13 protein-coding genes are annotated in these 12,535 nt (G+C 49.8%); 10 read left to right on the top strand and 3 right to left on the bottom strand.

Annotation, left to right across the window (positions count from 1 at the left end):
* Positions 1–6: 6 nt before the first annotated feature.
* The 4 genes from PHT49_08685 (at position 7) to holA (ending at position 3,575) form a co-directional block, all read left to right on the top strand.
* Positions 7–492, top strand: coding sequence for a DUF3124 domain-containing protein (locus tag PHT49_08685; GenBank protein MDD5451953.1), 486 nt, complete (start codon positions 7–9; stop codon positions 490–492).
* Positions 493–704: 212 nt separating this feature from the next.
* The gene (locus PHT49_08690; protein MDD5451954.1) at positions 705–1,286 is read left to right on the top strand and encodes a DUF882 domain-containing protein; all 582 of its coding nucleotides are present in this window, start codon (positions 705–707) and stop codon (positions 1,284–1,286) included.
* On the top strand, positions 1,283–2,083 hold the full coding sequence (locus PHT49_08695; GenBank protein ID MDD5451955.1) for a L,D-transpeptidase: 801 nt from the start codon (positions 1,283–1,285) through the stop codon (positions 2,081–2,083). Before PHT49_08690 ends, PHT49_08695 begins: the two co-directional genes overlap by 4 nt.
* 88 nt (positions 2,084–2,171) lie before the next feature.
* Entirely contained in the window at positions 2,172–3,575 is a 1,404-nt protein-coding gene (gene holA / locus PHT49_08700; GenBank protein MDD5451956.1) for a DNA polymerase III subunit delta, read from the top strand.
* A gap of 692 nt (positions 3,576–4,267) precedes the next feature.
* Here holA and PHT49_08705 read toward each other — a convergent pair.
* From PHT49_08705 to fusA, 3 genes are all read right to left on the bottom strand, one after another.
* Positions 4,268–4,756, bottom strand: coding sequence for a MogA/MoaB family molybdenum cofactor biosynthesis protein (locus PHT49_08705; GenBank protein ID MDD5451957.1), 489 nt, complete (start codon positions 4,754–4,756; stop codon positions 4,268–4,270).
* Between the two features lie 56 nt (positions 4,757–4,812).
* The gene (locus PHT49_08710) at positions 4,813–5,250 is read right to left on the bottom strand and encodes a hypothetical protein (protein ID MDD5451958.1); all 438 of its coding nucleotides are present in this window, start codon (positions 5,248–5,250) and stop codon (positions 4,813–4,815) included.
* A gap of 101 nt (positions 5,251–5,351) precedes the next feature.
* A complete protein-coding gene (gene fusA / locus PHT49_08715) occupies positions 5,352–7,436 on the bottom strand; it encodes an elongation factor G (GenBank protein MDD5451959.1) in 2,085 nt (694 codons plus the stop codon).
* Between the two features lie 455 nt (positions 7,437–7,891).
* On the opposite strand from fusA, the gene PHT49_08720 reads away from it, so the two are divergent.
* The 6 genes from PHT49_08720 to PHT49_08745 all read left to right on the top strand — a co-directional run bounded on the left by PHT49_08720 (position 7,892) and on the right by PHT49_08745 (position 12,387).
* The gene (locus PHT49_08720; protein ID MDD5451960.1) at positions 7,892–8,974 is read left to right on the top strand and encodes a type IV pilus twitching motility protein PilT; all 1,083 of its coding nucleotides are present in this window, start codon (positions 7,892–7,894) and stop codon (positions 8,972–8,974) included.
* 3 nt (positions 8,975–8,977) lie between these two features.
* The gene (locus PHT49_08725) at positions 8,978–10,156 is read left to right on the top strand and encodes a PilT/PilU family type 4a pilus ATPase (GenBank protein MDD5451961.1); all 1,179 of its coding nucleotides are present in this window, start codon (positions 8,978–8,980) and stop codon (positions 10,154–10,156) included.
* A gap of 9 nt (positions 10,157–10,165) precedes the next feature.
* Positions 10,166–10,789, top strand: a complete 624-nt coding sequence (locus PHT49_08730) for a zinc-ribbon domain-containing protein (protein MDD5451962.1) — start codon at positions 10,166–10,168, stop codon at positions 10,787–10,789.
* A 93-nt stretch (positions 10,790–10,882) separates the two neighbouring features.
* Positions 10,883–11,278, top strand: a complete 396-nt coding sequence (locus PHT49_08735) for a putative metallopeptidase (protein MDD5451963.1) — start codon at positions 10,883–10,885, stop codon at positions 11,276–11,278.
* A gap of 345 nt (positions 11,279–11,623) precedes the next feature.
* Complete coding sequence (locus tag PHT49_08740) at positions 11,624–12,226, top strand: hypothetical protein (protein MDD5451964.1); 603 nt, start codon at positions 11,624–11,626, stop codon at positions 12,224–12,226.
* Positions 12,196–12,387 carry a hypothetical protein gene (locus tag PHT49_08745; GenBank protein ID MDD5451965.1) on the top strand — a complete coding sequence of 64 codons (192 nt, stop codon included), beginning with the start codon at positions 12,196–12,198 and terminating at the stop codon, positions 12,385–12,387. The genes PHT49_08740 and PHT49_08745 overlap by 31 nt, the downstream gene beginning before the upstream one ends.
* Positions 12,388–12,535: the final 148 nt, after the last annotated feature.

A 12,535-nucleotide genomic window follows, 5' to 3' on the forward strand; every position in this document is an offset into this window, starting at 1 on the left:
AGACGAATGGCTAAGATCGCAATCGCTTTACTGGTTCTTTGTATCTTCTCCATGTTATGGCCACAGGCTCGATCAGAAGCAGACTCTCTGGTAAAGCTATCGAGGGGACAAACCGTTTACGTACCGGTTTATTCTCATATATATAGCGGCGACCGAGAGTATCCTTTCTATCTGGCGGTGACACTTAGTATTAGGAACACCGATCCAAAGCATCCCATAACAATCCTTGAGGTAAATTATTACGATTCAGATGGCAACTTGCTAAAACAACACGTAAAAAGCCCGGTTCAAATCAGTGCCATGGCTTCGACCCGCTATGTCATAAAAGAATCAGATAAAAGCGGTGGTTCGGGAGCGAACTTCATCGTTAAGTGGAGGTCGTACCATGATGTCAATGTACCGATAATCGAATCAGTGATGATTGGCACACAAAGACAGCAAGGGATCTCCTTTAACTCCCGTGGCCAGGTGATCAAAGAGGAATCCAAGTAACCATCTGGCAAAAAGCCATATAAGCTTGCGCTGCGCTTCAGCCCTGCCGCTGACAACTGCGAGCCGGACTATCTAAATAAGTATATCTATCCCTACATGTGATAAGAACCGGGGAAATTGACTTTATTCAACCTTTTGTGCTAATCTCCCGAAGACTTTTACATTAGTCATTAGTCACCGGCCAATAACGAATAACTAATCAGAGGTGGAAATTGTTCGGTCAGTTTTGGAGTAGAAGGACCTTTCTCAAGGCCTCACTGGCCGGGGCCTTTGCGCTTTTCAGCGGGCGGGTCTTTGCGAAGGAGCTGATAATGCCGGCCCTTCCCGCCAGGGGAGGACCTGGACGGCCAGAGGGAAAGCTGTCACTCTATAATGTCCATACAGACGAAAGACTGAAGGTGACTTACAGAGATCTATGGGGCGCTTACGATCCCGGGGCCCTCAGTGACCTCAATTATATCCTCCGGTGTCATTATACCCGTGAAGTAAAGGAAATGGATATCGACGTAATTGAATTTCTGAATGCCGTGGATAAGGGCCTGGGTGGAGGTAACGAAATACACATTATCTCCGGTTACAGGTCGCCGGAGTACAATGACCTGCTCAGGCGGGAGGGCAGGGGGGTTGTGAAGAACAGCATGCATCTGTCCGGGAAGGCCATAGACATATCCATCCCGCGGGTGGATCTGGATGCCCTGAGAAAAACTGCCGTAAGCCTGGGCTATGGCGGCGTGGGTTATTATCCCAAGTCCGGTTTTGTTCATATAGACTCCGGGAGATTCAGGACCTGGTGAATATCTCCCGGTACTTGCTGACATTCTTCCTTATCGTTTTTTTCTCGCTTTCAGCGTCTGAAGACGTGTGGAGCGCCGATGCAAAGAACCCACGCTCTCCGTGTAAGATTAGTCATCCCGGCGATGCAACAGTGGAATGGGAGTGCCGGAGTCTTAGGCCGGGCGAGACACTGGAGTCCCTCTTCGGGGAGCAGTGGAAGGACGTGCTTCGCTTTAACCGCATAGACCGGCGCCATGTCCGCCAGGGGTTTCCTCTAAAGGTCCCCAAGGGGCTCGGAGAGATTAAGGACTTTACGCCCTTACCTTTGTATTATCCACCGGCAGAGACTGAAGCAAAATTTATTCTGATAGATTTATCAGAGCAATTTCTGGGGGCGTATGAATACGGCCGCCTGGTTTTCTCTGCTCCTGTGACTACTGGCGAGAGGGGTAATGAGACCCCGGCCGGAGAATTCAGGATAACGGCAGTTGACCGTCACCGGAAATCATCATTATATTTCATCGAAAAAACCATGATTCCCTATCCCATGAATTACGCCCTCCTTTTTTACGTTACCAAAGCTGGGGTGGCGTACTGGATTCATGGACGTGATGTTCCCGGGTATCCGGCCTCCCATGGTTGTATCGGGCTTTATGATGAACCGATGCAGAAAAAATACTACAGATACCCGAAGGATCCTGTACTGGAAGATGCCAGGATACTTTACGAGTGGGTTATCGCTCCGCTTCCTGATGAAGAAGGATTTCGGGCGCTCGAAGAAGGCCCCCGGGTGCTGATTGTAGGCGAGGCGCCGTAATTAATAGCTATCAGCGCTCAGCGATCAGCCATCAGTATAACGATTAGGGCTGACCGCTGAAAACTGAGAGCGGGAAGGTTTTATAAAAATGCCAGCTTACGAGAGAACTAACTTTAAAAGCCTGCTGAAGGCCATAGCAAAGGGCGACGTAGCGCCCGTATATCTCCTGTGGGGTGAACGATATCTCTACCAGGCGGCCTATGAAGAGCTTATTGCCGCCCTCCTTCCTGAAAAAAAACGCGGCACCAACCTCCGGGTGATAGACGGGGCTAATGAAGACGTCTATCGTCTGGTAGAGGAATTGCAGACCCTGCCCCTTTTCCCCGGGAGGCAGGTTTTTGTGGTAAAGGACACCCGTCTCTTCCATTCCAAAAGTACGGCCGAACCACTTTTGGCTAAAAGCCACGAGTACTTTATAAAAGGCGACCTTCAGGCGGCGGCCCGGAGCCTCGTGCAGGCCATTTCCTCATCCGGTCTGACCATTGAGGATGTCAGGGACGGGGGATGGGAGAAGATCCCGGATGGTACGTGGGAAAAGATATTCAGCGCCCCGAAGAGTGGGGAGGATATTACCTGGCTGAATGAAGTGACCAACTTCGCCATACAGGCTGGACAGGAAGAATCAGCCCCTGCCGTTGGTGGAGGGGATATTCTGGAAGAGAACCTGGCCAAAGGCATACCGGCTTCCAACCATCTGATCTTGCTTACAGATACTGTGGACAGACGCAAGTCTCTCTACCGGCTGATAGAAAAGATGGGTGTGGTTGTGAGCTTCGCGGTTGATAAAGGAATTACCGCCGCGGCAAAACGCAGTCAGGATACGGTGCTCAAGGACTTGATGAAGGATATACTCACACGCCATGGAAAGGCCATGGAGCCGCGCGCGGCATCCGATCTTATCGAAAGGATAGGGTTTAATCCGGCTTCCCTGGCCGCCGCATTAGAAAAACTGGTCAGTTACAGCGGTGAAAGAAAGACCATCACCCTGAAAGATATTGACGCGGTAGTGAAACGGGAAAGGGAAGAGCCGATTTATGAACTGACCGGGGCATTCGGTGACCGGGATGCCGAGAAGGCCCTTTCTTCCCTGAGTCTGCTCCTTGACCAGGGTTATGTGCCGCTCCAGATACTGGCTGCCCTCACCAAACAGATTCGCCGCCTCCTCCTGGCCAGGTGGGCGTTGGATACGAGTCTGGATTTTTTGGGAAAAGGGGATGTCACGTATCAAGGCCTTCAGCAGGGACTGCCGGGGCTTAAGAAAGAAGGAAAGATACCTAAGGAGCTGGAAAAACTTTCACCGTACCCGCTTTTCTTGCTTTTAAAACAGGCCAGGGGTTTTCAAATTGAGCATCTTGTTCAGTGTATGTCCGAACTCCTTAAGGTCGATATGGCCCTCAAATCCGGCGGGATAGCGCCTAAGCTTTTACTGGAAGACTTGATCCTGAAATGCCTGGTTTTTAATCCTGAGACTGCCGGTCGATCTGCCAAATAAAAAACCCCGGAGGGGTTCCGCCCTCCGGGGGTTCGGGGTTAGGTAGTTAGGTTGACCGACCACCTTATCTTTTTGTCTATCCCGGAATGCCGTTTAGAGCCGTCGAGCTCGAAGTGCTCTCTTTTTAAGTTTTGCCATCCATTACCGGGCATCTGCCGCAGATGAGGATCGCTTTTACTTTTTTAGTTATTAGACTCGGCCGACGCTCAAATCACGCACAACCCAGGAAGCTGTATGTTATGATTTTCTTATCGGCGGCATAGCCCGGTAACTTTAATCAAAATTAAATTATACATATAAATATACATGATTTCAATTAGATAATGATGATATATAATGTATATTATTAGGTATTAGGTAACAATTTAGCATTTTGAAACTGCATGATAAAAATTGCAAAGAAACATATCAAATCGGGAAATTAGGAAGAAAGGGGCTTGAAAGAATTCAGGAAGACGTTTGAATCAGGAACTCAGAAAATCAGGAAAGTATTTTTGAGAAATTGATTTTCAGCAGTTCGACTTCTGGTTGCTCTGTTCTTTCATGAGTTCGTGAGTTCCAGATTAATAGCCTTTTCTGAATGTAGGACGGTTTCAAGCAACTAATGTGTTACGGTATTAGTTATTTCTGTTTGGATCATCACTTTCAGCGGTCATTTCACTTGCGCCGGGCTGATGATTATTAAACAGTGACTACCGGGCACATTCCGAGGGATCGTCCTTGATTTTGGCCAGGGCATGGGGGAGAGCAGGCAGGAGGGTGGTTAAATTTTCACGGGCGCCTTTCGGGCTGCCCGGCAGATTAATAATCAGGGTCTCTTTCCTTATCCCGGCTAAGGCCCGTGAGAGCATGGCATGCGGCGTTTTTTGCAGGCTGGCGGTGCGCATGGCCTCGGCCATGCCCGGGACTTCCCGTTCAATAACCATGGCCGTGGCCTCCGGAGTCACATCTCGCGGGGAAAGTCCTGTACCGCCTGTGGTCACGATCATATCTGCTTTTTCCACATCTACCAAGCGCACTAAGGTGTTGACAATAACGGTTAGATCATCAGGGATGATGGTATAGGCGGCGATACGGTAACCGGCCTTACTTAATATCTTTTTCAGTTCCGGGCCGCTCAGATCCTCCCGTTTTCCCTCGGATCCCTTATCGCTTATAGTGACTATGGCTGCTGTGTACATAGGTTTTTTAAGTTATACGCCGGCCCCAAGTCGACCGAAGGCTGGAGGCAGACTGGTTACTGTTTTTTTTGACTGAGCAGGCGCAGGGCCTGTGAAGAAATAGTCTTCAGGACATCTTTGCTTTTGGCTATATCTCGCAAATCTGCTTCGCGCAGAAGCGGCAGCAACCTTATGGCCAGCATAAGGGGCGTCTTCGGGTTTTTAACCAGCTCCACTTTAACCGGATAGACCTTCAGCCACTTGCGTTCAGTGGCCAGATGCCGGATAACGCCTTCGTCCATAGTGCGCATCTTGGCTATCTGGACTGCCTCGGCATCGGTAAGACGCGCATTCTGTACTACGGCTCCCTGGACCATCTTGTTCCCGTCGCGGATTAGGATGCCTCGGGACTCTTTGTCGCCAGTCATGGCCAGCTTGATCTTCTCGGCGACGTTCATCCGGGCTATCTTCTGGGATAGAGACAGGCTTTCTTTATCCGGTTCTTCGTTGGTCAATATTAGGTTTCCCGTAATCGTTCACCGTTGACCGTAAGAACCTGAAAAGCGCGAGGAACGTCTTTTCGGTGAACGGTTATAATTTCCTCTGGTCTCTAAGCCTAAGCCTCGCCTTCCTTTTTAGCCGCAGCGACAATCTTTTCAGTCAAGTGAGCCGGAACTTCTTCGTAGCGCAAGAATTCCATGCTGAATGTACCGCGTCCGGCAGTCATCGAGGTGAGCTCGGAGGCGTAACGCAGCACCTCGACCATGGGCACATGGGCCAGGATGGCCTGCACCCCGGATCGGGTCTCTACCCCTATTACCTTTCCCCGGCGGCTGTTTATGTCCCCGATAACATCACCCATGCAGTCGTCCGGGACCAGAATAGTCATAGACATGATCGGTTCCAGCAAGATAGGCATAGCCTCCAGCATGCCTTTCTTGAAGCACTGGATGGCTGCAATCTTGAAGGCTGTCTCCGATGAATCAACCTCATGCGACTTACCGTCATAAAATCTGACTTTAACGCCCACGACCGGATAGCCGGCCAGGGGGCCGGCCTGCATAGCCTCCTGAATGCCCTTTTCCACTGCAGGAACAAAATTGCGGGGCACATTCATTCCGGTCAGGGCATTTTCAAACTCAAAGCTGCCCCCCTGTGGCAGGGGACTGATATCAAAGTGAACCTCGGCAAACTGCCCGGCCCCGCCGGTCTGTTTCTTATGCCGGTAGACAACACCCTGTTTGGTTTTTTTGATGGCCTCTTTATAAGGGACCTTGGGCAGGGTAAGGTTGACGTCAACATTGTATTTTCTTTTTAACTTTTCTGCTACAACCTCGATATGGATTTGTCCCATGCCGGAAAGAATGGTTTCCCTGGTCGCCTCATTACGGGTAACCAGGATGGCATTGTCTTCTTCTTTGAGTTTTCCCAGGGCCGCGGATATCTTCTCTTCATCGGCCTTGGTTTTTGGTTTTAAGGCGTAGGAAATAACCGGCGGCGGCGGTTGCAGGGCCTCAATGATGACCGGCGATCCTTCAGTACAGAGGGTATCACCGGTCACAGTGTCCCTTAATTTAGCGACTGCGACTAATTCTCCCGGTCCCACACCTTCAACGGATTTTTGTGCCTTACCTTCCAGGGACAGAAGCTGGCCGATACGCTCCGTGGTCTGCTTATTTGAGTTGTAGAGGGTGGTGTCCGGTTTCAGTGTGCCGGAGTAAATGCGCAAGATAGAGAGCCGTCCGGCATACGGATCAGACAGGGTCTTAAAGACCAGAGCCGTCAACGACGCATCGGGAGCGGGGGCTATTTCGACCGGTTCCTTGCTCCTGGCATTTAAGGCCATTTTTGCCCCCTTATCCAGAGGGGAAGGAAGATATTGATTGACGGCCTCCATAAGGGTGGTGACACCGATATTGCGTGTAGCTGAGCCACAGCATATCAGGACAAATCGTCCCGCAGTCATACCGCCGGCCAGTCCTTTTTCTATTTCGGCCACCGTCAGGGTTCCTTCCTCCAGAAATTTTTCCACCAGGGCGTCGTCTGCCTCCGCAGCGTATTCCTGGAGACTTTCCCGGTTTTTTTTAACAGAATCTTTCATGTCTTCGGGGATAGGACATTCCTTGTACTGGCCGCTTTGATCGCCGGCGAATACGAAGGCCTTTTCATTTATGAGGTCCACCACTCCGGTGAACTTATCTTCTGCGCCGATAGGAAGTTGAACAGGCACGCAGCGGGCGTTGAGGGTGGTGGAAATGCCGTCTAATGTCCTGTAAAAATCCGCCCTTTCCCGGTCCATTTTATTAATGAAAATAATACGGGGCAGATGGAACTCCCCGGCCAGGTTCCATATCTTCCGGGTTAAGGGTTTGGCCCCGTCAATGGCATCGATTACGAATACGGCGCTGTCTGCCACCTGCAGGGACATCCTGGTATCATTGAGGAAATTATCATCACCCGGTGTATCGATAAAATGAATCGTATGTTTTTGCCACGTATAATGATTAAAGGCCGAGCTTATAGTAATCTTTCTTTTGATTTCTTCCGGTTCGTAGTCCAGAATTGAGGTGCCGTCATCTACCCGGCCCAGACGGCTTGTCCGTCCCGATGCAAAAAGTATTGCTTCGGCCAGGGATGTTTTGCCTGCGCCGCTATGAGCAAGCAGGGCTATATTGCGAACCTTATCTAACTGAATACCCATTTTCTCCCCTTTCTAAACTGAATCTTGACGGCTTCGTAAAAAGTCCATTTGCTGCGTTGCGCGGCATCCTTCGTCATTGCGGCGTAACTACGAGTACGCCTCATTCCTCAGGATTTGCGCGCCTTGCAACTGGAGCTTTTTACTGTGCCGTCTAAACTCTGGCTTTTTACGAGGTCATCAATCTCTGTTCACAAGTTTTTGCAAAATATCGACTTAAAATTTTAAAGTCAAGCCTTAATTGTAATAGTTCACCGCAGAGTGCACAGAGAACGCCTCTGCCTGCCCGCCTTGTCTTGGATGATTGAGTCCGGTGATTAAGGTTTTTCTTTTTTATGTCGATATAGTTGGCGTAGCTATTAAGCATTCAATCCGCGGCGGACCAGCGGCGATCAGCAGGCTGGAAGCCGGCGGTCTGGAGTGATAAATATTTAACTTAAGCGGAGGATTGGCTAAAGATGGCCCAGATTGACGCCTTTTTTAAATTGATGCATGAGCAGGGCGCTTCGGACCTGCATCTTATATCCGGATCTCAACCTATCTTGCGTATTCGGGGCGAGATGGAACGGGTCAAGTATAAGGTCATGGAAAACGACGAACTAAAGGCCATGCTCTATGAGATCACCCCAGAGGACAAGATCAAGATATTTGAGGAGACCGGTGATCTTGATTTCGGTCATGAGATATCGGGATTAGCCAGATATCGCGCCAATTTTTTCATGCAGAAATACGGCATAGGGGCGGTTTTCAGAGAGATACCGAGCGATATCCTGTCGGCCGAACAATTGGGTCTGCCGGCGGTGGTCAAGAACTTGGCTACGCTCCCTAAGGGTATGATATTGGTAACCGGCCCTACCGGCAGCGGTAAATCAACGACGCTGGCCGCGATTATTGATCACGCCAATGCGACCCGCAAGGATCATATTATCACGGTTGAAGACCCTATCGAGTTTGTGCACAAGAGCAAGGGCTGTATCGTGAATCATCGTGAGGTAGGGACGCATACGAAGTCTTTTGCCGCGGCCCTCAGGGCCAGCTTGCGTGAAGACCCGGACATTATCCTGGTCGGTGAACTGCGTGATCTGGAGACTATCGCCCTGGCCATGGAGGCGGCTATGACCGGCCATTTGGTTTTTGCCACCGTACATACATTGAACGCCTCCAAGACCGTGGACCGCATGATTGAAATCTTCCCGGCCAACCAGCAGCCCCAGGTGCGCTCCACACTGGCTGATGCCTTGCGGGCTGTGGTCTCACAGACCATGTTTAAGCGCGTGGACATTAAAGGCAGGTGCGTGGCCTTGGAAATATTGATTGCCACGCCCGCGGTGCGCAACCTCATCCGTGAGGGAAAAACTTATCAAATCGCGTCTGCCATGCAGACCGGCAAGAAATACGGCATGCAGACCCTGGACGATGCCATCATGGAACTCCTGCAGAAAGGGTGGATCGATGCCACCGAGGCGTATAACAAGAGTATCAACAAAGAAAAATTTACTCAATTTTTAAAGAAGCCGCCGGAAGATTTCACGGAGGTATAAAAATTGTCTATAAATAAGGCCGACATCGATCATATCATAACCCGGATGCTGGAATCTCAGGAGAGCATCTCCGATCTAAACGTAACTGTAGGGCGGCCATTTCAGGTAGTTTCATCGGGTCGCCTGGTTCCGGTATCCCTGGATTCGCCCATTGAACAGATTACGCCTTATCAGGCGGAGATATTTGCCCTTCACCTGATGGGTTCGGATGCAAGGCTGCTCAAGGCCCTGGTTCGGGAAGGTTCCTGTGATTTTTCCTATCAGCTTCCCGGCCGGGCGCGTTTCAGGGTAAACGTCTTTCAGCAAAAGGGTTATTACTCTACCGTGATGCGGAAACTGAGCACCCATATCCCGACCGTTAAGGAACTTGAGCTGCCCGAATCTTTTTATAAAATGGCCAGGGAACGAAACGGGATAATCCTTTTCACCGGGGCCACGGGCACCGGTAAATCGACCTCTCTTGCGGCCATCCTCAATGAGATAAACGAGGCGGAGCCGGTGCACGTCATCACCCTGGAAGACCCGATAGAGTTTGTTCATGCCCATAGGAAGGCCACATTTAACCAGAGGGAGCTGGGCGCGGATTTCGACAGCTTTGCCCACGGGCTTCGTGCCGCCCTCAGGCAGGCCCCGAATGTAGTCCTGGTGGGCGAGATGCGCGACCGCGAAACCATAGAGATCGGTCTGAGCGCCGCGGAGACAGGTCATCTGGTGTTTTCCACCCTGCATACGGTAGATGCCGGTCAGACCGTCAACCGTATTATAGGCATGTTCAGTAAGGATGAAGAACAGCAGATCCGCATACGCCTCGCTGATACCACACGCTGGGTGGTCTGCCAGAAACTCCTGCCCAAAGTGGGCGGGGGGAGGGTGGCTGTTTTCGAGGTCATGAACAATAACGTGCGGATCAAAGACTCTATTTTGAATGGCGAATCAGAAGGAAAGACATTTTACGAGATCATAGACAGCGGTGAGGCATTTAACATGCAGACCTTCGATAAAGATATCCTCCGTTCTTACGAGCGAGGCCTGATTACGGAAGAAACTGCCCTGGCTTATGCCTCACACCGTGCGGTGGTCAGCCGGGGCATAGACCAGCTTAAGGCCCAGAAAGGTGAGAAGACCTCCGATATCGAGGGATTGAAACTGGACGGGGATTACGGCAAGGAACGCAGGAGGTAAGTCTTAAATATGGAACTCTCATGTCCTGGATGTCAGAAGCGCTTTCTTGTCCCGGATGAAAAGTTACCGGCGAACACCAAGGTCGTCCTCACCTGCCCGGATTGCAAAGGCAAGATTCCCATAGATACGAGGGGAAAGAGTGAAGAGATCGATCCGTTGCCGGATACCGATCAGGATGTCGCTATCGAATTCTTCGAAGCAGGGACGAAGACCGGGCTGGTTTGCGTGCCGGATGAGTCTATGAAGGGAGGCGTTGTGCGCGCCCTGGAGGAGCTTGGCTACAAAACGAGCGCGGCTGATGACCTGCGGATATTTTATGCCAAGGTGCGTTATAATCATTACGATGTGATGGTTGTAAGTGAGAAATCTGCGGAAGGAGGGACGGGAAACAACCCTATTTTAAGGTATCTGGATCGCCTTCCCATATCTGTACGGCGTAATATCTTTCTGTTTCTCATTTCCGCTCAGCACAGGACACTGGATACGTTAATGGCCTTTTCCCTCTCTGTAGATGCTATTATCAATGAAAAGGACCTGGGCGAAATGCGGGAGATTTTGCAAAAGTCGCTGTCCCAGAATGAGCATTTTTACAAGGTATTTAAGGATTGCCTGAGGGCTGAAGGCCGGATTTAAAGGTAACACCGCGTAGCCGGGACATTTACTAACCCCCCGCCATCTGATCGAAATCTCTTGATTTTTCCTTTTAGCTATGCTTATTTTTTGCCTATGATTCAGTACGAATTGGCCGAGGACATTGGCGCGTCAATAAAAGGCATTATTCATAAACTACAAATGACCCATGTGGATGAATCCAGGCTGGTTTGTATAAGGAGCAAAGGCTCTAACAGCAAGAGGGTGATTGCCCGCTGTCACGGGCTTTCCAGAATAATGCAATCAGCCCTCAACCAGAGGCCTCATTATGTTATTGAGGTTATTTCTGAAAGGTTTGATAAGCTCAGCAAAGAAGAGCAGATTAAGGTTCTTATCCACGAACTCATGCACATTCCTCATTCCTTTGGAGGTGGGTTCAGGGTCCACAAGCCGTATGTGACTGAGAAGAAGGTTGAGAGGATGTACAGAAAGTTTGTACGGGTCGAAGATACGCCGTGGCGTGCCGGATAAGCCTGCCATGATGGCAATGTGGACATCCACAACCGGGAGAAGCCAAGATTGTCGCGACAATTTGTGTGATTTTATGAGAACAAACAGGCTATAGGAGTAATAACTCGTATTATACTCCGAACAAATAGTAATTTATTCGGAGTTGATATGTTTGAAGACATTGATAATTACAACAAAAAGTAAACTTCCGGATTTTATGCTATCGGCTTATCTAATTGATATTTGATTTCATTTTATTGTACTGTTTGCCAATTTGTAGTATCATCGCTATTATCTGCGAGTTTTGATGAAAAAAAGTCGAGTCGATATAATAATGTATAATGTTGGGCCTCGGAAGGGATCGCCATGCGTGATTTATGGTATGCCGACAACAGAGACCTCATCAAGTGGGCGGTACTCATACACATAGCTCGCTCAAATTTTCTCCAAACCGTTATTCAGGTGCCCTATTGGCGACCGGAAAAAGCACGACAGCATTTCACGTTTCAAGGCAGCCGAATTCCAATATCCGAGGACGTGTGGCATTTCTTCCGCAACATACAAGACATTGCAAGACTGGGGCAACAGTGCGGAGTGGAGGTGAAGGTCATTATGGAGCCATTCAAGCATACTGATCGTGCCTCTTACTCGGAGCATATAGCCCGATGTCTGGAAGGATGTACCCGTCCGTTACTGCTGTTTTTCGATCCTGATACTGGTCTGGAACCGAAGAGTACGAGTGCAAAACATACGACCAAGAAAGAAGTTAGATATTCGTGGTCGAACCTCCGGGCCGGCGATTTTCTAGTTCTCTATCAGCATGCACGCCGTGAAAACAATTGGATCAAACATATTGCCAGTCAGTTAGGAGAAGCATGCGACGGTGCCACTATTGAAGTCGCCCGTTCCGAAGACATTGGTAAGGATGTCGCGTTGTTGTGCGTCCAGAAGCGCTTTGGCTCCTCTTAAAGAAGTACACGGGCATAACCAACGGAGAGATTGGTTCGATTCTCGGCGGCATCAGCTATTCCGCCGTGGCCAAAGGTTACCGGCGATTCTCTGAAAAGCTGCAAGGTGACGGGAAGCTAAAAAAGAGAATCAGCGAGATTTTGTCCAATGTCAAGGGCTGACCCCTTTGATTTGCAGAGCATTGGTGAATTCAAGTTGCAAGTGCACCACTTAAGATAACTAGAAGACATGACAGGGTTTCTGGTAGTGTAGGAAGCACGACCAACCTTACACCCAGAAGGAGCCTGTCATGTCCTACACACATCTTAC

It is taken from the genome of Desulfovibrionales bacterium, from assembly GCA_028715605.1.
Lineage (GTDB): Bacteria > Desulfobacterota > QYQD01 > QYQD01 > QYQD01 > QYQD01.

Excerpts from the sequence above, each read along its gene's own strand:
- PHT49_08685 (MDD5451953.1), top strand. The coding sequence starts at position 7 with ATGGCTAAGATCGCAATCGCTTTACTGGTTCTTTGTATCTTCTCCATG.
- holA (MDD5451956.1), top strand. The coding sequence starts at position 2,172 with ATGCCAGCTTACGAGAGAACTAACTTTAAAAGCCTGCTGAAGGCCATA.
- PHT49_08705 (MDD5451957.1), bottom strand. The coding sequence starts at position 4,756 with ATGTACACAGCAGCCATAGTCACTATAAGCGATAAGGGATCCGAGGGA.
- fusA (MDD5451959.1), bottom strand. The coding sequence starts at position 7,436 with ATGGGTATTCAGTTAGATAAGGTTCGCAATATAGCCCTGCTTGCTCAT.
- PHT49_08720 (MDD5451960.1), top strand. The coding sequence starts at position 7,892 with ATGGCCCAGATTGACGCCTTTTTTAAATTGATGCATGAGCAGGGCGCT.
- PHT49_08730 (MDD5451962.1), top strand. The coding sequence starts at position 10,166 with ATGGAACTCTCATGTCCTGGATGTCAGAAGCGCTTTCTTGTCCCGGAT.
- PHT49_08735 (MDD5451963.1), top strand. The coding sequence starts at position 10,883 with ATGATTCAGTACGAATTGGCCGAGGACATTGGCGCGTCAATAAAAGGC.
- PHT49_08740 (MDD5451964.1), top strand. The coding sequence starts at position 11,624 with ATGCGTGATTTATGGTATGCCGACAACAGAGACCTCATCAAGTGGGCG.